Annotated in this window: 31 protein-coding genes; 20 read left to right on the top strand and 11 right to left on the bottom strand. The window is 65.8% G+C overall.

Annotation, left to right across the window (positions count from 1 at the left end; translation table 11 throughout):
- Positions 1-102: 102 nt before the first annotated feature.
- From GO986_RS17890 to GO986_RS17880, 3 genes are all read right to left on the bottom strand, one after another.
- Positions 103-618 (bottom strand): hypothetical protein, encoded by a 516-nt coding sequence (locus GO986_RS17890; protein WP_157460669.1) that lies wholly within the window; start codon positions 616-618, stop codon positions 103-105.
- Positions 615-944, bottom strand: a complete 330-nt coding sequence (locus tag GO986_RS17885; RefSeq protein ID WP_157460668.1) for a hypothetical protein — start codon at positions 942-944, stop codon at positions 615-617. The genes GO986_RS17890 and GO986_RS17885 overlap by 4 nt, the downstream gene beginning before the upstream one ends.
- 143 nt (positions 945-1087) lie before the next feature.
- A complete protein-coding gene (locus GO986_RS17880; protein ID WP_157460667.1) occupies positions 1088-1258 on the bottom strand; it encodes a hypothetical protein in 171 nt (56 codons plus the stop codon).
- A gap of 133 nt (positions 1259-1391) precedes the next feature.
- Here GO986_RS17880 and GO986_RS17875 point away from each other — a divergent pair, with 133 nt between their 5' ends.
- Entirely contained in the window at positions 1392-2366 is a 975-nt protein-coding gene (locus tag GO986_RS17875) for a tyrosine-type recombinase/integrase (protein WP_198170800.1), read from the top strand.
- Positions 2367-2368: 2 nt separating this feature from the next.
- On the opposite strand, the gene GO986_RS17870 is transcribed toward GO986_RS17875, so the two are convergent.
- The 4 genes from GO986_RS17870 to GO986_RS17855 form a co-directional block, all read right to left on the bottom strand.
- The gene (locus tag GO986_RS17870; RefSeq protein ID WP_198170798.1) at positions 2369-2680 is read right to left on the bottom strand and encodes a hypothetical protein; all 312 of its coding nucleotides are present in this window, start codon (positions 2678-2680) and stop codon (positions 2369-2371) included.
- Positions 2677-2925 (bottom strand): hypothetical protein, encoded by a 249-nt coding sequence (locus GO986_RS17865; RefSeq protein ID WP_157460664.1) that lies wholly within the window; start codon positions 2923-2925, stop codon positions 2677-2679. The genes GO986_RS17870 and GO986_RS17865 overlap by 4 nt, the downstream gene beginning before the upstream one ends.
- Entirely contained in the window at positions 2922-3566 is a 645-nt protein-coding gene (locus GO986_RS17860; RefSeq protein ID WP_157460663.1) for a helix-turn-helix domain-containing protein, read from the bottom strand. The genes GO986_RS17865 and GO986_RS17860 overlap by 4 nt, the downstream gene beginning before the upstream one ends.
- A gap of 286 nt (positions 3567-3852) precedes the next feature.
- Positions 3853-4218, bottom strand: a complete 366-nt coding sequence (locus GO986_RS17855) for a hypothetical protein (RefSeq protein ID WP_157460662.1) — start codon at positions 4216-4218, stop codon at positions 3853-3855.
- A gap of 59 nt (positions 4219-4277) precedes the next feature.
- On the opposite strand from GO986_RS17855, the gene GO986_RS17850 reads away from it, so the two are divergent.
- The 3 genes from GO986_RS17850 to GO986_RS17840 all read left to right on the top strand — a co-directional run bounded on the left by GO986_RS17850 (position 4278) and on the right by GO986_RS17840 (position 5954).
- Entirely contained in the window at positions 4278-4544 is a 267-nt protein-coding gene (locus tag GO986_RS17850; RefSeq protein ID WP_157460661.1) for a hypothetical protein, read from the top strand.
- A gap of 462 nt (positions 4545-5006) precedes the next feature.
- Complete coding sequence (locus tag GO986_RS17845) at positions 5007-5300, top strand: hypothetical protein (RefSeq protein ID WP_157460660.1); 294 nt, start codon at positions 5007-5009, stop codon at positions 5298-5300.
- Between the two features lie 60 nt (positions 5301-5360).
- Positions 5361-5954, top strand: coding sequence for a hypothetical protein (locus tag GO986_RS17840; protein WP_157460659.1), 594 nt, complete (start codon positions 5361-5363; stop codon positions 5952-5954).
- A gap of 7 nt (positions 5955-5961) precedes the next feature.
- On the opposite strand, the gene GO986_RS17835 is transcribed toward GO986_RS17840, so the two are convergent.
- Positions 5962-6216 carry a helix-turn-helix domain-containing protein gene (locus GO986_RS17835; RefSeq protein ID WP_157460658.1) on the bottom strand — a complete coding sequence of 85 codons (255 nt, stop codon included), beginning with the start codon at positions 6214-6216 and terminating at the stop codon, positions 5962-5964.
- Between the two features lie 153 nt (positions 6217-6369).
- Here GO986_RS17835 and GO986_RS17830 point away from each other — a divergent pair, with 153 nt between their 5' ends.
- A complete protein-coding gene (locus GO986_RS17830; RefSeq protein WP_198170795.1) occupies positions 6370-6942 on the top strand; it encodes a helix-turn-helix domain-containing protein in 573 nt (190 codons plus the stop codon).
- Between the two features lie 371 nt (positions 6943-7313).
- Here the strand turns inward: GO986_RS17830 and GO986_RS17825 are convergent, their stop codons facing one another.
- On the bottom strand, positions 7314-8822 hold the full coding sequence (locus GO986_RS17825) for a hypothetical protein (RefSeq protein ID WP_157460656.1): 1509 nt from the start codon (positions 8820-8822) through the stop codon (positions 7314-7316).
- 124 nt (positions 8823-8946) lie between these two features.
- Here GO986_RS17825 and GO986_RS17820 point away from each other — a divergent pair, with 124 nt between their 5' ends.
- The 14 genes from GO986_RS17820 to GO986_RS17755 are packed head-to-tail and all read left to right on the top strand — an operon-like array spanning position 8947 to position 16859.
- Positions 8947-9381, top strand: a complete 435-nt coding sequence (locus GO986_RS17820) for a hypothetical protein (protein WP_157460655.1) — start codon at positions 8947-8949, stop codon at positions 9379-9381.
- The gene (locus tag GO986_RS17815; protein ID WP_157460654.1) at positions 9378-9728 is read left to right on the top strand and encodes a hypothetical protein; all 351 of its coding nucleotides are present in this window, start codon (positions 9378-9380) and stop codon (positions 9726-9728) included. The genes GO986_RS17820 and GO986_RS17815 overlap by 4 nt, the downstream gene beginning before the upstream one ends.
- Positions 9725-9979, top strand: coding sequence for a hypothetical protein (locus tag GO986_RS17810; protein WP_157460653.1), 255 nt, complete (start codon positions 9725-9727; stop codon positions 9977-9979). The genes GO986_RS17815 and GO986_RS17810 overlap by 4 nt, the downstream gene beginning before the upstream one ends.
- Positions 9979-10125, top strand: coding sequence for a hypothetical protein (locus tag GO986_RS17805; RefSeq protein ID WP_157460652.1), 147 nt, complete (start codon positions 9979-9981; stop codon positions 10123-10125). Before GO986_RS17810 ends, GO986_RS17805 begins: the two co-directional genes overlap by 1 nt.
- Positions 10122-10313: a hypothetical protein gene (locus GO986_RS17800; protein ID WP_157460651.1), complete on the top strand. Its 192-nt coding sequence runs from the start codon at positions 10122-10124 to the stop codon at positions 10311-10313. Before GO986_RS17805 ends, GO986_RS17800 begins: the two co-directional genes overlap by 4 nt.
- Complete coding sequence (locus tag GO986_RS17795; protein WP_157460650.1) at positions 10310-10642, top strand: hypothetical protein; 333 nt, start codon at positions 10310-10312, stop codon at positions 10640-10642. The genes GO986_RS17800 and GO986_RS17795 overlap by 4 nt, the downstream gene beginning before the upstream one ends.
- Positions 10639-11091, top strand: a complete 453-nt coding sequence (locus GO986_RS17790; RefSeq protein WP_157460649.1) for a hypothetical protein — start codon at positions 10639-10641, stop codon at positions 11089-11091. The genes GO986_RS17795 and GO986_RS17790 overlap by 4 nt, the downstream gene beginning before the upstream one ends.
- Positions 11088-11375: a hypothetical protein gene (locus GO986_RS17785; RefSeq protein WP_157460648.1), complete on the top strand. Its 288-nt coding sequence runs from the start codon at positions 11088-11090 to the stop codon at positions 11373-11375. The genes GO986_RS17790 and GO986_RS17785 overlap by 4 nt, the downstream gene beginning before the upstream one ends.
- Positions 11372-12088 carry a hypothetical protein gene (locus GO986_RS17780; protein WP_157460647.1) on the top strand — a complete coding sequence of 239 codons (717 nt, stop codon included), beginning with the start codon at positions 11372-11374 and terminating at the stop codon, positions 12086-12088. Before GO986_RS17785 ends, GO986_RS17780 begins: the two co-directional genes overlap by 4 nt.
- A complete protein-coding gene (locus GO986_RS17775) occupies positions 12085-12714 on the top strand; it encodes a DNA adenine methylase (RefSeq protein WP_157460646.1) in 630 nt (209 codons plus the stop codon). Before GO986_RS17780 ends, GO986_RS17775 begins: the two co-directional genes overlap by 4 nt.
- A 5-nt stretch (positions 12715-12719) precedes the next feature.
- Positions 12720-12920, top strand: coding sequence for a hypothetical protein (locus GO986_RS17770; RefSeq protein ID WP_157460645.1), 201 nt, complete (start codon positions 12720-12722; stop codon positions 12918-12920).
- 56 nt (positions 12921-12976) lie between these two features.
- The gene (locus GO986_RS17765) at positions 12977-15250 is read left to right on the top strand and encodes a DNA cytosine methyltransferase (RefSeq protein WP_157460644.1); all 2274 of its coding nucleotides are present in this window, start codon (positions 12977-12979) and stop codon (positions 15248-15250) included.
- Between the two features lie 53 nt (positions 15251-15303).
- Complete coding sequence (locus tag GO986_RS17760) at positions 15304-16011, top strand: nucleoside triphosphate pyrophosphohydrolase family protein (RefSeq protein WP_157460643.1); 708 nt, start codon at positions 15304-15306, stop codon at positions 16009-16011.
- On the top strand, positions 16008-16859 hold the full coding sequence (locus tag GO986_RS17755; protein ID WP_157460642.1) for a hypothetical protein: 852 nt from the start codon (positions 16008-16010) through the stop codon (positions 16857-16859). Before GO986_RS17760 ends, GO986_RS17755 begins: the two co-directional genes overlap by 4 nt.
- A gap of 289 nt (positions 16860-17148) precedes the next feature.
- On the opposite strand, the gene GO986_RS17750 is transcribed toward GO986_RS17755, so the two are convergent.
- Both GO986_RS17750 and GO986_RS17745 read right to left on the bottom strand, forming a co-directional pair.
- The gene (locus GO986_RS17750; protein WP_157460641.1) at positions 17149-17898 is read right to left on the bottom strand and encodes a hypothetical protein; all 750 of its coding nucleotides are present in this window, start codon (positions 17896-17898) and stop codon (positions 17149-17151) included.
- A gap of 11 nt (positions 17899-17909) precedes the next feature.
- A complete protein-coding gene (locus GO986_RS17745) occupies positions 17910-18356 on the bottom strand; it encodes a hypothetical protein (RefSeq protein ID WP_157460640.1) in 447 nt (148 codons plus the stop codon).
- Positions 18357-18574: 218 nt separating this feature from the next.
- Between GO986_RS17745 and GO986_RS17740 the strand changes: the two genes are divergently transcribed.
- Positions 18575-18766: hypothetical protein (locus tag GO986_RS17740; RefSeq protein ID WP_157460639.1), on the top strand; the 192-nt coding region annotated here is incomplete at its 3' end.

Raw genomic sequence — 18766 nt, 5'->3', positions numbered from 1 at the left:
CTATGGGCTGGCAGGCCCCCACGGGGGGTTTCCCTTTGGTCTGTTGCTCGGCGACCTCCGGGACAGGATTCAGCATAGCGCGTAGCGCTGGCTTCGTGACGATCATCCCGATTCACTTCCTTTCCGTGGATTGGCCCGCAGGTCATCCAGAAACCCCTGCAGGCGGCTGTAGGCCCCCTCCCCGTGGTGCGGGCCACGAATGGTGCGCCAGCGGTACTGGTCCTGGGCACATTGCAGGATGGTCACCCAGTCTCCGGCCACGGCCAGGCCGCAGAGCGTGTGCATGGGCAGCTTGCGCGGCAGCTCGTGCATGGGGCGCCCTGGGCAGAAGCCGGTGGTCGGGGCCACTGCCTCACGTACCAGGAGGGCCCGCAGCCCATTCTCCAAGGCGTCTACGACCCGAGGCCCCCACCAGTTCAGGGCCTGCCCACAGGTGGCCGCTTCGACGCGACTCGGCGGCGTCAGCGCGTCACGGGTGAGGTGCAGCACTGGGGTCTGGTCTTCAAGGCGCACGGCCACGATGAGGCCTTCCTTGAGCTTGAACGGGGCACTAGCGTGCACCGGCAGCCGGCGCGCATCAGAGATCAGGGTGCTGAGTACGAAGCTGAGGCGGTTCATGCGGCCTGCCTCCAGAGTGGTGGGGGTGAGAAGGTCAGCCCTTCAGCCGCCAGATCGTCGAGCAGTTCTTCGCCAGCCGGTGTCAGGACATAGACCTGCACCCAGCGCCAGGCGCGGGCCACGAAGAGGCGCACGCGGGCGGCGGCCAGCCACCCGGCGCGGCAAAGGCGGCAGGCCGCTTGCAGGGCAGCAGCGCGGCTGGCCGGCTGAGCCCCGTGCCGGCGGGTGACGCGGTTGGCCAGGTCGCGGACAGGGAGGGGGTGCGCGCAGGCCATGCTCAGTAGCAGGTGGGGGAATTGTCCGGGTCGGATGGCAACTTCCTTCATGCGAGGTCTCCAGGGCCAGAGGGGCTAGCGCTTCTTGCGGTCGCGGCGTTGCTGCCGGTTGGTGGGGATCTTGGGCTTAAGGACCTGGATCTTGCCGGGGAGGACGTTGGCGAGCCCCAGGCGGCGCAGGCGAGCGCGGCGCATCAGGCGCGGAAGGTGGCCCTGGCGTTTGGGCTGCGGTCGGGGGTGTACCAGGGCTGGCTTTGGAGATTCTCAACGGAGGCGAGGGCTTCACGTTCGGCGGCGCGTTCGGTGCGGCGGTGTTGGAGGAAGGCGCCAATGGCCAGGCCGATCAGGAAGATCAGGAGTTTCATGGGGACCTCAGGGCTGGGAAGTTGAGAGTTGGAAGTGGGATCAGATGAAGCGGCAAAATGTCTCTTTTGAAGCCAGTTGTGCTCTATGCACTCTTCTGGCCCCCGGCGGCCCTCTTTCCAGTACCCTGCCCCTATGGGCTCCGAACTCGCCTTGATGGCCGCACGCCTCACGCTCACCGCGGCGGCTGAGCAGGCTGCTGGCATGCCCGTGGAAGAGAGACGGCGCCGCATGTTCCAAGCGCTTCAGTCCCGAGACCTCGACGCGGTCTGGGCTCTGGTCCTGAGCCACCTGGTGCTGTACGGCCGCCGCGGTGCCCAGATCAGCCCGGGCACCATCGCCCAGTACCGGGGCGCGGTCACCGCCTTCTGGACCTGGGCCGAGCCAGCCGGCGTGACCCTGACCCGCCCCCATGCCGATGTGGGCCGGGCCTACCTGCGCCACCTGGAAGGCAGCGGCAAACGCCACAGCACGGTCGTCTGGCACTTGGCCGCCGTCAAAGCCTTGTATGAGGCCCTGCGCTGGTGCCACGTCACGGAGGCGGACCCCTGGCGTGACGTGCGGCCGGTCGCCGACCGGGTCCCGAGGCATTTGAAGGGCCGGCTCTACAGTGCCGATCAGGTGGACGCGCTGCTGGCCGTGGCCAATCCCGAGGAAGCCGTGGCCGTGCTGCTGGGGGCGGACTGCGGGCTGCGCGCGGCCGAGATCATGGGCCTGCAGCGTCAGCAGTTCCGGCTGAACGAAGAACCGCCGGTCGTCACCGTGGTGGGCAAGGGCGCGAAGACTCGGGAAGTCGGGCTGAGTCGCCGGGCGGAGAAGGCCGTTCACCGCTGGCTGGAGATGACGCCGCGCTGGGGCCCGGCCCTGTTCGGAGCCACGAGTACCGACTGGGTGCAGGACACCCTCAGGCGCCTGTGCGAGGCGGCCGGCATCGAGCACACGGGCCGCGCCGTGCACGGGCTCCGGCGCACCGCTGGGACCAGGCTCTACGAAGAGACCAAGGACCTCTTGGAGACCCGAGACTTTCTGGGGCACCGCAACGCCAATACGACCGAGGTGTACGTGGCGTACGCGGCCCAAAGGAAGAAGCCGGCGAACCGGGACTGGTGAGATCATGGCCGCTGCCTTTGAGCCGCAATCTGACAGGGCACGGGCGGGTACCGGCCCTCTCGGCTGACCAGCTGGTAGGCCACGTCGAAGGGGTAGCCGTGGTGTTCCATCCAGCCTCTGACAGCGGTGCGTTCGAACTGAGAGAGCGAGAGCATCTTGACGCCCTTCTCGTACTCTGCGAAGGCGAGAGGCCGGCTGTCCATCAGACCGATCAGCAGCAGGTTTGGTGGTGGGATGTAACGTGGCGGCATGGCGGGCCCTGCAGCCTGCGCTCCCGCTTTCCGCAGCCGGTTCAATCGGGTGCGCCGCTTCATGACTGGGCCGCCTGATCCAACGCCACTTCACCAGCGGGCGTCAGCGCCCAAGTGGTGTCCGGGTGTGTGCCGTCCTTGGCGGCCCAGCCGTTGCGCTCGCAGCCCATCAGCAGCCCCAGCACGTTCGCGTTTGCAATCCGGTACCCGCGCTTCATGACCCGCCGCGCCACCTCAGCCCGCGTCTGCGGCTCGACACTCAGCACGCTCAACACCAGGCGTTGCCTTTCCTCTGGCACGCGGGTCACGCCGCCACCTGCTCAGGCGCCTTGAGCCGCGCCAGGGCCTGATACCGGGTCTCCTGATGCACGGGGTTCTTCAGGCCCCGCAGCGGCCCGGTCAGGTAGGCCAGCACATCGCTCTCCCGCCAGTACCAGTACCCGCGCTTGGTCTGGCCCGCCTTCAGGCCGTCCTTGCGCCAGTTGTGCAGGGCGTTCTCGGAGACGCCCAGCCGGGCGGTGAGTTGCGGGGTGCTCAGGGTGCCGGCGGGCGCGCGCTCCAGGGCCACGGGGCGCCCAGCGGCGTAAGCGGCCACCTGGCCGGGGTGGTAGCGCCAGGCGGCGCCCAGGCTACCCGGTACACGGCGGCGCTCGATGGCGTACTCGCCCCGCTTACGGCGGCGCAGGAAGACCTCCCAGCAGCAGCCCAGGAGCCGCGCGGCCTCCTGGCCGGTCAGCCAGCCGGTCGTGTCCCCGAAGGCCGCGTAGCTGGCGCGCAGGCGCTCCGCGTCCTCGGCACTGACCGTCTGGTGGCGCCGGTTCAGGACGACTTGCGGGCGCAGGACAAGGCCCAGGCTTTCGGCCTTCTTGTGGACGGCAGAGGGGGTCAGGCTGAACTCGGCGGCAATCTCGCACAGGGTCACGCGCGGGATGGGGTGGGGGCGGCTCATGGCTGGCCCCGCTTGGCTTTCGCACGGCCCAGCAGCAGGACTTTGGCGGGTACAGGGGGAGCAATTAGTTCAAAGCCGTAGCCGAAGTGCTTGCCGGTCACCGTGAACACAGGCGCATCGCACAGGCAGTCGGACGCCGGGCCGCCGCAGCTCGGGCAGGTGCCACACCGGCAGCGGCTGTCATGGCGCCCGCACACCGTGCACCAGGCGCAGTGGCACTCCCTGACCAGTTCCAGGCAGTACGGGCACTGCCCACGGGCATTAATCGGGAACGTCTGAGCGCCCGTCATGCCCCAGCACCTGCCTCCGCCCGGCACCGTTCCAGTTCCGCTGTCCAGGCGGCCCGTTCGCGCAGCACCGTGGCTTCTTGCCGCAGCACGCCGTGCAGTTGCTTCAGCGGGTGCCAGGGGCCGCCCCGCGTGGGCGGGGTGCTGGTCAGCTCGTCAAGGTAGGCAGCGGCCTGGGCTTCCAGGGCGTCGGCCTGAGCGCGCAGCTGGGCGGCTGTGGTCGTGCGGCAGAACGCGAAACCTTCCTCAGCATCGCAGTGGGCGGTCCCGACTTCGCCTCGCTGCTGGGTGTGCCCGATCAGGCGCAGCAGCAGAGGCTCAGGCAGCGTGACGGACCGCACGGCCTGGTCCTGAGGCCTGCTCATACCAGGCCCTGTGGCATCTGCGTCCGCGTCTCCCGGTACAGCGTGATAGGACAGAGGGCATGATGCCCGCCCCATCCCGGCAGCACGCGCCCTGGCTTGCCCTTCTGGGCACGCTGTACCTTCTGGCGGTCCTGGCCGACGTGCTCCTGGTGCCGGACGGCGACCCGGACTGGGCCTGGATCAACTACGCTCTGAACGTCGTGAAACTGGGCTCGGTCTTCGCCCTGGTGTACCTCAGTTACCGGCGCCGTTGGCTGCTGATCGGTCTGGTGGTGGTCGGCCTGGCCATCAGCCTGCTGACCTTGCCGAGGCCGTACAGCCCTTAAATGCTCGCCCGCCTGGTCTGCTCGCGTCTGGCTCGTATGCAGGCCTGCGCACGCGCTGGATCTCAAGGAGATGAAGACGGACCGAGGCCAAATCGAGGGCTTCTCCTGAGGTGTCTTGAGAGGTCGAGAGCGGCGCGGGCCCACACGAGAGCCGCTGAATTGACACGCTGCAAAGATGCCGGATGACCCCAACCGCGAACGGAACTCAACCCGCCCAGTGATCTCAGGCCCTGAGCCGCGAGAGCCGGAGCCGTCCGAGAAACCGGCGGAGGACCAGCCGGGCGTGCCGGCACAGGTGCCGGTCTGGGGTGAGGCGCCACCGCCACCCCGCTGGTAACCGTCTCGCCCGCTCATGCCGGGTGCCTGCGCGGGGTGAAGAGGGCGTTGCGTATCCAAGAACTCCAAATAAGTGCTCAACGGCACTCCGCTGGCACGTCTGGCTGCCTCCGTCACACTGTGGGTGTGCCCGTGTCTCACCCTCCTTCGCCTGAAACCGACGCCCTGGAGCGCTTGGTGGCGTCCAACGGTCAGGAGTTGGCCGAGTGCGTCCGTACATTTGGCCCCGTGCTGTACCGATTGGCTCAGCACGAGGGCCTGCCTGATCCAGAAGAGGCGACCTACCTGGCGTTGAGCCGGGTGCAGGTGCACTGTGAAAGTTGGACACGTTCGGGACTGCCGGCGCGGGTCTGGGTGTTGGGCGTGGCGCGGCAGCTGTACCGGGGCTTGACGCACCACCGGGACTTGCAGGAAGGCTGACCTGCCCCCGCTCATGCAAGGGCCTGCGCGGGGTGAGGAAGGGCTGTGGTTTGATGAGGCATGTACCTGTATGGTTTGGCCGCCCTGGCCGTGCTCCTAGGCGTTGTCATCGTGGCGGTGCAAACCCGCAACGGCCGGGCAACGCCCGAGCAGCGTGTCCTGGGGCTGGTGGGCGGCATTCTCGTTGCGCTGCTCGGCACTGGCCTCAGCTTGGTGGCCCAAAAAGCGGTGACGAGCGAGCAGGCGCAGGCAGAGCGCCAGGCAGCACGCGACCATGACGCGGCGGTGGCCGAATCGTCCAGCTTCTTCGGCACGTCACCCACCCCGACCGCTTCGGCCCCGGCAGCCCCCAGTCCGGCCAGCACCCGCACCGACGCGCAGAACTTGGCCATCGTGGCCGGGCGAGATCCGAACGACTCGGAGATCGCCCAGAAATTGGCGCGGCTGGATGCGGCCTGTCCGGACGAAAATGCCAGCGCCGGCGACATGGTCGTGAGCGTGCGCAGGATTGTGAGGGAACAGTCCGGGCGCGACTTGGACATCGTGAATGTGCTGGACCAGTTCATTACCGCGCAGGAAGGTGGCGCCCAGGCGGGCATGAAGTGCTCGGAGACCGGCGGCATGTTGGCCGAACTGATGGTGAAGGGCATGTGACCCTGCCTCATGCCGACGCCTGCGCAGGGAGAGGCATGGGGGAGAGACCTTTTTCAGGAATCTCGTGCAAAAAATCCAGAAGGCTGCGACCGTAGAAGCGCGCGAGACGTTCCAGCTTCAAGGCCCAGGCGTCCTCAGCAGCTCCGCTTTCCCAGGCGGCCAGCGTCCGCTTGTCAATTCCAACTTGCTCTGCCAATTTTTCCAGAGACAGGTCTTGCTCGCGCCGGAGCTGGCGAATCAGATCGGCGTTGAGACAAATCATGCAAGTATTGTCTCAGCCTGAGACATAAAGTTCAAGTGTCTCAGGCTGAGACTCTCCAAGAGGCCTCTTTCTATAGCTGGCATCAGAGTTGAAACGCGGTGGCGCAGCGTGAGACATTACATGCAAGAGTTGTCTCAGCCCAGGAGAATGTTAATGCCGACCACGAAGCGCCCCGACCCTGTTGCCCCCGCATTGATCCTGACCCCGCAGGACAGAGGGCAGGCGCTCAAAGCATGGCTCAAGCGCAAAGACATTCCTGTCTCGGATTTCGCTGCGGCTATTGGCATCGGTCGCGCCACGCTGAACCGCTATATCGCTGGCACCAAAGATCTGGCCACAGCTGAGCAGTCCATCGCTGACCGTTTGCTTCAGGCGATGGGCATTTCAGACGGCGAAGCCTGGACACTACTCAGCATCCCTGAAGACAACCGGAGAACCTTTCGCTCTTTCCGGCCGCCCCCTTTGGGTCACGGCACTGTGACGCGCACGCTGTCCGATATTCGACTGGAAGAGCCGCTTTTCGGCAGCGTGGCACTCCCAGCCGGCACGCTCATTCGTGTCTCCCATGAGGGACCCGCACTGGAACACAGTGTCGTCCGTTTGCCAGATGGCCGACTCTATGCCGCCTCCGCTGGTGTCATTGCGGAGGGCGAGCAGTTGGGCTATCTCGTCAGCGCTCACTTCGCCATTCGTCTAACAGACGCTGAGCCTCTTCAAGATCAGTAGACGAAACGAACGCCAGTTGACAGGTGCGGCCAGTAGGCAAACGCGTCCGCCAGCATGGAAAATCTTCGGATAATCGGTCGGCTTCAGCGATGGTGACGACGGCAGAAAGTGGGAATCGCTGGATCACGGTGCACCTCGTGCATGTGAATCTAGCAATCCCCAAAATTATGTGTGTAACAAAACCGTAACAAACAACCGGTCAGTTAGCAGGGCGGACAAGGCTCATACACTGGCGGCCAAGCGGCAGGCGGTGCGACCTTTTCAGTCATGGTCGCAGATGCGCAGGCGAATGCGGTGAGGGTGAGGAGCAACGCCAGCAAACGCTTTAGTTTCATGACGCTAGCGTATGGTGTTCCTTAAAGAAATGCCAATCATGTCTTGCGTGATTTGCTTTGCCGAATCGCTGTTTGCAGGTCGGTGCTCAGCATGTCGAAAACTCGCTGGTACGAGGCATTCCATGCTGCCGCATCATTCAAGTGCCCCAACCTCTCGGAAGCGTCGGCCAGCTGGGTATATGCGCGCAGAAGCCAGCCTGCGTTGATACACGGCTGTCCCAGCTCCCCGAGAATCTGTTTGTACCGCTTAGCCTCCGAGCGTTTCAGATCATCGTAGGGCAGTTCCAGTGCCTGCAAGACTGCTACGCGGCCTGTGCGGCCTGGCAATTTGTGTTCAGCTCCTCCCAGCACAATATGTTGCCCAGTAATAAGGCCGAGGCCTTGAAGGCCAACAGGCACAATTTCGTCCCCAAGGGGGCTGAAGGCCAACAGTGTGAACTGGTCAGGCCCCAGACGTCGCAATAAGCGAAGCACATCATGTGGACGTCCCAACCGAAGAACACTGCTTCGCAACTGCTCTAACAGGGGGATGTCACGGCCTGCTAATGCGCCGCCATGTAGCTGCGCGCCCTGAGCCACCGCCCAGAAGAGCACCACAAGTCTGTACACGCTGAGATCAGCCGCCGTGAACGTCAAGCGGCTGAGGGTTCGCACTGCTTGCTGAGCAAGGTCACCAGACCTGACCAAGGCAATGGACTCCAAGATGGTGGCATAGGCGCGCGTGGGCTCCCCATCCACATTCACAAGTGAAAACCCATAGTCAGACCAGTGAGCGCGGGTTAGAGCGGCTGCCAACTGCGCGTAAGGCAACATTGGCGCGTATTCCACCAAAGGGGGCAGACCATTGAGGCCGTGCAAAAAGTTGCGCAAGGCCCGGTCCAGTGGCAGGTCAATATCGGGCGTACCCATAGCCTGAAGAGCGTCGCCGTAGCACCCCATTGCCATGTACGCCTCCGCTAGGGTGCGCTGTCCCCAGGCGCGGCGCTTAGCTGGCATGGCCTGGCGCAGCTGGCTTTCGATAGCGGCAGGTTCGGGGCGACCACGCAGAGAAGAAACGCGTGCCCACTCCAAGGTCAAGTTTTGCACCCTATTGGTCAGACCAAGAGCCTGGGCAAGTGTTCGAGCGACAAGAAGATGGGCGGCAGCCTGCTCGTAGTCACCGAGCATGGCGTGAGCCACACCAATGGCAGCAGCCTCGTGGCAAGTGGATTCCAACTCCAAAGGACTATGCCCAGTAGGGCGCAATTGGGCCTGGGACACGCTCTGCGCGTCGCCCAGTGTGACTCGCAACAGCAGTTCAAGCCCTCGCGCTGGCGGCACATTCGACTCAGCGAGATCTTGAACGGCCTGCTCCATCTCAGCCCGAGACATTTGTAGCAGAGACATATGCGCGCGCCGTACGCGCGCAAGCGCGGTAGTACCCGAAGGTACGAAGTCAGGCTCTGCATAGGCGAGCTGGTCGAAAGCGCTGGGGTTCTCAAGTTGAGACACGGGACCCCTCACGTTAGCAGTTAAGGCACCCTCCTCTTGGCGCATCTTCTTCATGTCCCAACTATAGACAAAACTTGCAGGTTATGTCTCAGACTGATACATTTAGGCCAAGCCCAAAAGGCGATCCCCCACCCGGACGCCTACGAAGCAATCCAATCGAGTGGGGGAACCGGAGACCATGATGCCCGAAGCGACCCCCACCCGCAAGACCCGCCGTCAGCGCAAAGCGAAGCCCAGCACCGGCCCCACCTGCGTGCGCTGCGGCGAGCGCCATCTCCAGAACCCCGTGCACAGCATCTTCGGCGCGCTGGGCACCACCTGCGAGACCCACGTGGCCGGCGCCCTGCTGACCCTTCAACAGAACGGCCTGATCGAGCTGGCCACCACAGGCGAGATTCGAATTCAGGCCGTACAGCAGCCGGATGGCTTCTGGCGCGTGACCGGCGAGCAGCTGGCCCCCTATTACGACCGCGCACACCGCCTGAGCCTGGACCTGGCCCGCAAGATCGACGTCACCACGAAAGAGATCGTGCTGACCCTGTCGGCCAAGAGCGTGCGCCGCCTCCTGAACCGGGGCACGAACCGGGAAGACGTGAAGGCGGCAGCCGCATGAGCCTGCTGCCCTTCCGCACGGGCTGGGGCGAGGTGCGCCCGGTCATGGCGTCCAAATATGGCCTGACCTCTCTGGAGCGCCTCCAGCGGCTGCACCACCTCTGCCAGGCCAGTGAGGTGGCGGCTGACCCCTGCACCCCGGAACGTGCGGCCCGTGCCCGCCGCGCGGACCGGATTGCTGACGCCTGCCGCGCCGAGGTGGCCGCCCAGCAGGGCCTGACCGAGCCCTGTGGCGTGTGCGGTCAGCCCGGCCGCCTCGAGACCGGCCTGTGCGAGGCGTGCCACGAGAGCTACGTGCACACGATGGCCCAGGACTACGCCTTCTGGGTATTGAGGGTCGGGGCGTGACCGCCCCCAGCACCCCTGGCCCCTGGTTGCCGGCGAGCGCCAGTGCGGACCGGAAGGTCGAGGACCTGCGGGACCGGGGCTATGACGTGCGCTGGGGTGGGCGGGGCCGCGACGTGACCCTGACCGTCACGGCCCCCGGTGAGACCGCCAAGACGCATACGGCCGCCACCTGCACGGCCTGTGCGCGGGACGCTTATGAATCTGCCCAGGAAAACGCGGGGCAACGGCTGAAAGACGAGGTGAACGGCTGATGCCGCGCACCTTGCACGCCACGCGGGAGGCCCTGCGCACCGCTGAGCGCCTGCTCGCGCGCACCCAGCCGCACACGCGGGCGTACTGGCGCCTGAGCCAGCGGGTGCAGCGGCTGTACGCGCATGCGCTGGTGGTGGATCTGTGAGCGACAAGCCGCTGACACCCGCGCAGATGCAGCACCGCTTGATGAACCGTGTGCTCGGTCAACGGCAGACGGGAAGCGTGTTCTGCCGTATCTGCCAGGGCAATGACTGGAGTGGCCGCTTTGCGCATATGGACGGCTGCCCCGTCGCGCATGTCCTGCCCCCAACACGCACGGACGGCTCGGCATGACCCTGCCCTTCCCCCGCTTCCCCTCCCTGCTCCTGGCCTTGGGCCTGCGCCGGCCTGCTCGTGAGGCGGGGGTGCGGCTGGCCGAGCGGGCGCTGCCGGACGCTGTTCCCAGCCCGCTGTCAGCCCTCACCGCCGAGCTGCGCGAGACGCAGGCGGCCCTGAGTGCCCCGGACACCACGCTCGCCCAGGCGGCGCTGCTGTTTGACGACCTGATGCACCTCAAAGCCGAGCGCCTGGCCCTGATCGAGGGCCGGGACCTCGCCCCGTTCACGCCCCTGCCGCCGCTGCCGATGACCCCAGCGCGCGAACTCGTGGAGGACCGCCGATGACCCTTCGCCCCCTCACCCCTGGAGATCCCACCATGACGACCCTGCCTGCTCAGCCCGTGACCGCCGCCGACATCCTCGCCCTGGCCCCCGGCTTTACCGGGCCGCTGTGGTGCCTGAAGAACAATGACGAAGGAGACTGGGCTGGCCCGTTCCAGACGCTCAACGACATCGTGGGGCAGGCGGCGGCCCAGTGGGGCATGACCCGTGAAGACGTGCTGGAGAACGGTGACGAGCCACAGGTCGTGGTGTTGGCCGAGGATGCAGCGCTGCTGACGCTGGTGGCGGCCCTGACCGAAAGCGGTGTGGAGCAGGCCAAGGCCGAGGGCTTCGCCGCAGATCTGCGGGAACGCTTGAGCGCCACCATGTCGCAGGATGCCCAGTCATATGCCGGGCATGTGGTGGTGTATGACGTGGCGCCGGACGGGTCGCTGACCCCGGTGGGCGCATGACCACCGCTGCCCCAGCCTTGACCCATGCCCGCCTGCCCCACCGGCCCCGGCGATTCATGCGTCGCCTGCGGGTGTTCGCTCGCCGCACCCTGCGGCCGTATGGCGAGGCCTGCGCGGGCCTGGGCGCGACCGGCGTCCTGGTGTTCCCTGTGTGCCTGGTGGAAGCGGGCCGGCCCTGGCTGGCGGTGAATGCCTCGCTGCTGGTGCTGAGCGTGCTGGTCTGCCTGCTGGGCCTGGGGACCATGCCCGGCAGCGTCGAGAAAGGCCCGGTGAAGGCGCTGTGACCGGCACCTTTGACCCACACATTGAGCAGCGCCAGGTGCAGGAGCGTGAAGCGGCTCAGACGAAGCTGACGGCGCTGCTGGCCTCGCCCACCTTGCGGGTGGTCGCGCTGGCCACCACAGGTCTACGGAACGCCGTGCCGGTGCAGTTCGTGGTGCTGGACGGCCAGGGCGGGGTGCTGCTGGACACGCGGTGCTTCACCACGCAGCCCATTGAGCCGGACGCGCAGGCCATGCACAGCGTGAAGGCCGCCGATTTGGAGCACGCGCCGAGTCTGGCCACGTGCCTGCGCCAGTTCGAAGATTTGACCAGCGCTGGACACGATGTGGTGCTGTTTGCCGCGCCATGGATGGTCGAGAGCATCGTGCGGGCGTGCCGGGCGGAGGGGGTCGAAGCCTTCGGCATGGGGCACTGGCAGAGCGGGCAAGAGCTGCTGACGCCGATCTGCGGCACCTACAACTGGACCAGCGGGAAGTGGCGGCCCCTGAAATTGACGGACGCGATTGGGGACCTCGCGGTGCCAGGGGACTTTGCGGCCATCGGGACGGCGCTGGGGAATGCGCAGCGGCTGGCCTTCGTGCTGCGGCACCACGGGGCAGGACAGGTTGCAGTGGCACCGGAAGAGGTTCAAGAAGACCTGGGGAACTGGGGGGCGGACGAGTGTGCGCGGTGCGGGTGGCCGGTGCAGGCCTGTGTGTGCGTGGTTGACGCATGAGCCTTGTGGCTCCAGTCCTCCGCTGGCCGGGCGCGAAGTGGCGCATTGCCGAGTGGGTGGTCAGCCACCTGCCGTGGCATGACGCCTACGTTGAGCCGTTCCTGGGCAGCGGCGCCGTCTTTTTCACCAAGGAGGCGAGTCGTGTCGAGGTCATCAACGACCTGGACGGCCACGTGGTCACCCTCTTCCGGGTCTTGCGCGAGCAGGGGGCCGAGCTGGCCGCGCTGCTGGCCCTGACGCCCTGGGCCCAAGAGGAATACGACCGCTGCTGGGCCGCCCTGAAGGCCGGCGGGCTCTCCGATCTGGAACGGGCCCGCTGCGTGGTCGTGGTGACCTGGCAGCAGATTGGGCGGCGCCCGGTGGACGTGCGGACGAAATGGCGCTTCCGGGAGCTGGCTGGGCAGAGCCCCGTGACGGCCTGGCATACGTTGCCCGACCGCGTGCACTACGCCGTGACGCGATTGGCCGGCGCGCAGATCAGTCAGTTTCCGGCCGTGAAGCTGATCGAGCAGGTGCAGGGGCCGGAGGCGCTGCTGTACTGCGACCCACCCTACCTGCGCGAGATCCGGAGCGGTACTCGCATGTACGAGCACGAAATGCGAGCCGTGAACAGCATGACGAGCTGATCGAGGTGCTGCGCGCCCACCTGGGGCCCGTGGTGCTGAGCGCCTACGCGAACGACTACTACACCCAGCAGCTGCCCGGCTGGCACACCGTCAGCACTGGCGCCCGCACGCAGACGAATGCGCACCGCGCTGAAACCCTGTGGCTGAACCCCGTGGCTTGGCGCCGCCTGACCCATGTGAGCCCCGTGCTGCTGGAGCGCATGTGACTGTGCCCCTCTGCCCGGGCCTGCGCCCCCATCACCCCAAGGTCGCCTGAGGTCCCATGAAGAAGACACCCAAACACGCCACCAACTACGCGCCCCTCTTCCCCTACCTTGGCGGCGAGCTGGGCCAGGGCAAGCTCGTGATCGACAACTTTGCCGGTGCAGGCGGCGCCAGTCTCGGCATCGAAATGGCCATTGGCCGCCCGGTGGACCACGCCATCAACCATGACCCCACCGCGCTCGGCCTGCACCGCCTGAACCATCCCCACAGCCACCACAGCATCGAGGACGTCTGGCAGGTCAACCCCCGCAAGGTGGCGCGCGGTCAGGACATCATTCTGGCCTGGAACTCGCCCACCTGCACCCACTTCAGCAAGGCCAAGGGCGCCGCCCTGCTGGACCGCAAGATCCGTGGCCTGGCCTGGGTGCTGCTGCGCTGGACGGCGCTCACCAACGTCAACATCGCCATTACTGAGAACGTGGAGGAATTCCGGGACTGGGGCCCGCTGCTCCCCGATGGCCGCCCGGACCCCAAGCAGAAGGGCCGGACCTTCAACAGCTGGGTCAACGCGCTGCGCCGTCAGGGCTACGAGGTCGAGTACCGCGAGTTGCGCGCCTGCGATTACGGCACCCCCACCATCCGCAAGCGCCTGTTCGTGATCGCCCGTAAGGACGGCCTGCCGATTGTGTGGCCGGAGCCCACCCACGCGGCACCGAATGATCCCAGGGTACAGGCGGGCGTGCTCAAGCCCTACCGCACGGCCGCCGAGTGTATCGACTGGGACCTGCCCTGCCCCAGCATCTTTGACCGCAAGAAGCCCCTGGTGCGCAACACCTTGAACCGGGTCGCCCAGGGCCTGCGCCGCTTCGTGCTGGAAAGCCCACAGCCTTTCCTCGTGAATAAACAGCACCAGAACCCGCCCCGCTCGGTGGACGCGCCCCTAAGCACCATCACGACCAACCACAACAAGAACGAATTGATTCAGCCAGCGCTCGCGCCCGTGCTCTCGGACCGGATGTTTGGCCGGGCGGGGCAGGCGGCCAACACGCCGCTGCCGACGATCACGACCACGCACAACAAGACGGAACTGCTGGCGGCCCACCTGACCAAGTTCAACACCGGCAGCGTGGGGCAGGGGGTGAGCGACCCCATTGCCACGATCACGGCGGGCGGCACACCCGCGCGGGAGAGCACGGGCAACACCCACGGCCTGGTGGCGGCCCAGCTGGTGACCTACTACGGCCGCAAGAGCGAGACCGAAGTGCGGGGGCAGGACGGGTCAGAGCCGCTGCGCACTCAGACCACCGAGAACCGGCACGCCCTGGCCACCGCCCACCTGATTCAGCACAACGGAGGCACGCTGCCCCCAGCACACGCCAATTACCCCGCCACCAATCCAGCGCGCACGGTGCTGGCCAGCGGTGGGCCGCAAGGCTTGGTCAGCGGCGCCCTGATCAAGACCGATAACCAGCGCAGCCGGACGAGCTGCACCTACCCGCTGACCGGCCAGGTGCCCACCATCGTCACGGAGAACAATCAGGCGCTGGTGGCGGGCACGCTCGTCGGGATCGACAACGCCAGCAGCACGGGCAGCACCTGGCCCGCTGGGCAGCCGCTGACCACCATCGTCACCGAGGCGCGGCACGCGGCGGTTAGTGGCGCCCTGGTCGCGTGTGGGGGACGGGGCGCCCAGGCCCGGCCCAAGGCGCTGGACGAGTGCATGCACACGATCACGAGCAAGGCCGATATGTGCCTGACTTCGGCGCACCTGACCGCCTATTACAGCCGGGGTGGCCAGCACGATGACAGCCGGGACGCGGATACCCCGCTGGGCACGGTGCCCACGGTGGACCGGTTCAGCGTGACGGCCGCCACCCTGATGCGGCAGTTCGGGACCAGCACAGCGGCCGACATCGAGGCGCCGGCGCCCACGGTGATGACGGAGGGGGCAGGCAAAACGGGCGTGATTGCGGCGGACTGTGTGCCGACGTTGACGGCCGCCCAGTTCGCGCGGGCGCGGGAGGTGCATGACTTCCTGGCCGAGTACCTGGGGGATGCCCTGTTGCCCTACAGCCACGGCGGCCTGGTGGTGCTGCAGGTGCGCGGCGAGTGGTATGTGCTGGCCGATATTGGCATGCGGATGCTGACGCCCCGTGAGCTGGCGCGGTGCCAGGGATTCCCGGACAGCTACGTGCTGGACCGGACGCCGGAGGGGCAGCCGATTCCGAAGTCGAAGCAGGTACGGGCGATTGGAAACAGCGTGTGCCCGCAGGTGGCCGAGGCCTTAGTGCGGGCGCAACTGAGTGCACAACTCCCGCAAGCCGCCGACTGACCCCTCACCCCCTGGGGCTAGCCGGTGCGCTGGCCCCAGCACTGGAGACCGACATGACGAAGATCACTGATCAACCCACGTACTGGTATTACGACCCCGAGAACCGCGCCGCCCCCGTGCGCCAGCTCCCCTGGGGCACCGCCGACCAGTGCAACCTATCCGCCCCCTTCCAGACCCAGGAGGCCGCCGAACTCAGCCGCCAGGCCGCGCACCTCGCCGCCCAGCCCCAGGCCTGGGCCCGCGCCGAGGAAGCCCGGCGGATCAACGCCGCCAACGGCTGGGGCCTCGGGTTCGAACTCAGCCACATCCCCCGGTATCTGGCCCTCATTCACAGCGAGATCACCGAAGCCGCCTGCGAAGCGGAGCCCGCCAAGATCAATCACGAGCTCGGCGACGTGATCGTGCGCGCCCTGGACCTCGCCCACCTCACCGACCCGCAGGCCACGCGCCTCTGGTTTGCCGACCCCCTGAACCAGAGTGCTGTCGGTACCTGGGGCCGCAATCACCCGCAGCACTTATGGCCCACTGGGGCGCTGCTGTACCTGCACACGATCACGAGCCGGGCGCTGGAGGCCTACCGCAAGACCGAGGATGACGGGCGCCTGCGCCACAACGTGGTGACCGAACTGAAGACCCTGGTGGCGTATGTGGTGGCCTGCATGCGGGTGGTGCAAGTGGATGCGGACCCAGAAGCCATCGTGGGCAAGATCCTGGCGGCAAACGCCACACGCGGCCACCGGCATGGGGGGCGGCGCGCATGACCGACGCCCGAGGCATCACGTTCGGCGATCACATGGTGCGCGCCCTGCTCGCCGGCAAGAAGACCGCTACCCGCCGCCTCGTGGCCACCACAGGCCTGTCGTTTCTGGGCGGCCGTGGGGACGATCAGCACGATCCGCTGAACTTCGGCTTCGAGGATGGTGACGGCGACTTCCACGTCCTGGCCCGAGCAGACGCCATTCCGGCTCATGCCCGGTCGAACACCAGCAGCATTCCCTGCCCCCTCGGCGCCCCTGGCCAGCAGCTGTACGTGCGCGAGGCCTGGCGCGTGGGCAGCTGGGATGAGGGCGTGATTGCGGTAGATTACCGGGCAGATGGGCACGCCCGCCGGGAATGGTTGCCGCTCCCGGATCATCAGTGGTTGCGCCTGGCTCATCAGAGCGCGGATGACTGCGAGAAGGTGGGGCTGACGATGGATGCTGAGGGCCGCTACCACTGGCCGATGGGTGAGGCGCCCACGCGCTGGCGTTTGCCGCGCTATATGCCACGGGTGGCGAGCCGGTTGACGCTCGAAGTCACCGACGTGTGGCCCGAGCGCCTGCACAGCATCACGGAAGATGAGGCGATCAGCGAGGGGATGACCAGCTTGCCCGACGCGTGGCTGGCCAAGCACTGGCCCGACTGGTGGGCGGAACACGAACGGGTGCGGGCGCACAACGCGCGGCTGACCGCCGATGGGGCGCGGTTTGGCTTCACGCGCATGCCGCTGGGCCCGTCTCCTCTGACGCGCTTCAAGGCACTCTGGGGTGAGCTGCACACGGCGCCAGGCACCGATTGGGACAGCAATCCGTGGGTGTGGCGTGTAGGCGTCCGGGTGGTGGCCACATGATCCGAGGCCTGACCCTGACACACCCGTGGGCTTACTGCGTGGCGAAGGGCGGCAAGGACGTGGAGAATCGTCGCTGGCCGCCGGAGCGCCAACACGAGCGCGTGGGCAGCGCGGGGGCAATATCACTGGCTGCTGGCGGACGTGCTGACGTTGCCCGAGCCGATTCCGCATAAGGGCGCGCAGGGGCTGTGGTCGATGGAAGCCGGGGCGCTGGCGCAGGTGCGGGCGGCGTGGAAGGCTAATGAAAAACGCCCCGCTCAGCGGGGCCAAAGTTCAGGTTGATAGCGATTCACGCCTTCATACCGGTACCTATTGTTGGTGCAATTCCCGAATAGTGCGAGTTCAGACGAGTGCGCATTTCAGCTTCGTGCTCACCTTCTCTGCTCAAATTCATACGTAAGAGGGCGGCGAAAATTCTCCACCCTGGTGTGCTCAGAGAGGCCTTCCGCCCAGACCCATCAGGTAAATCCTCAACCCTCATGATTGCGAAGTCATTAAAACTCACCACATTAGCAATCACATCTTCTGGGTCCCCAGGCAAGGGGGGCAAATACATGTAATGCCGTTCTCGAAAAGAGAGCAGGGCGCCGAGCTGATTCTTCAGCCTCGCGCCCTGCTCTTCGGTAGTAGGTTTGTAAATAGGATGAACTTCCAGGAGTAGGGCTTTGGTTTTCTTACGACCAGGAATGAGATCACAAGTGGAATTTGCCACTATGAACTTCGGGCGCGGCTCATCGGATTGATCCGATGTGACTCGCTCTCCTAATGTGAATGCGGCATCAGTAGAGACAATGTCCCCAGCAAGAACCCAGAAAGTATCTGCGTCATTTGGGTACCCTTTGATCTCCTTCGCCTCGGCACAATCGATAGGCCGGGTGACGAGCGCTCCTGCGCTGTTCAACAACTCTGCGCGCGCCTTGGTGTTCTTCAAGTCTTTGACAAACGAACGGATGGCATCCAGAGCCTGCATGCCATGCGCGTGCGGTCGCAAGGCGGTTTCAAGTTGGTCAAGCAGCGATTCAGGTTGAGCGGTCGTCACGGCGGGCCTCCTTAGAACGGACGCTTGATATCGTTGAAATCGAAGGAATCGTCCGTGTCGCTCTCGTCAACTTTGATGTCGTCAAGAGTGAAATCCTTCGAGGGGATGCGCGTAGGCAGGACAGGGCTACGACCCAGGGCCAAGGCGGCCTTTGTCAGAACACGAACGGCGGACTCATTCTGGTTCTCCTGTACCGAAACAGCGGCGGCGATAATGACTTCAATGCCGTCACGCAAGCGATCAACTTCTCTGGCTAGGCCGTAGAGAACTTGAAAGTCCTCATCGCTTAAAAGACGGATGGTTTTGTTGTCCTTGGTCATCAAGGTGCCAACTTGCCCCCTCTCAATCAGGCGGAGATTGTCTCCTAGATTTTTGCGAAATTGCTCGGCTGAACGCCAAGGCTGGAGCGGGTGCAGCGCAAGCTCTTTGCGGGTGACTGGTCGCGTAATGTTGCTCATTTTGGGCCTCCGAGTGGGGGTGGGGGGGAATTACTCTTGGAGTCTACGAGTTTTCCAACGGAATCGCAACGCTTTCCGTTGGTTATCTAGCTTAATATCGTTGGCTTAGACGCGGGTTAAGTTCTCAGTCAGATTGGACCGAAGGACACTCAGATCGACAGAGCCACCTCTTTGAGCCATCCATCGCGGAACATCGGCATGAGCGCCATCATGCCCCTATGCCCCACGTCCTGATCACCCACGCCGACTCGGGCGAGGTCTTATGCCGCCTCGGCCCCTTCGCCACCGCCCACGCGGCCCGCACGGCGGCGGGCGAGGATGCTGGGCAGGTGCTGACCTGGACCCGAGAGGAAGAAACCTGGCAAGCCGAAAAGTGGCCGCAGCGGTACAGCGTGGATGCGGACGCGCCG

Source organism: Deinococcus arboris (genome assembly GCF_009755355.1).
Lineage (GTDB): Bacteria > Deinococcota > Deinococci > Deinococcales > Deinococcaceae > Deinococcus > Deinococcus betulae.
Note: the sequence above shows the minus strand (reverse complement) of the source record. Positions and strands in the feature narration are given on the sequence as shown.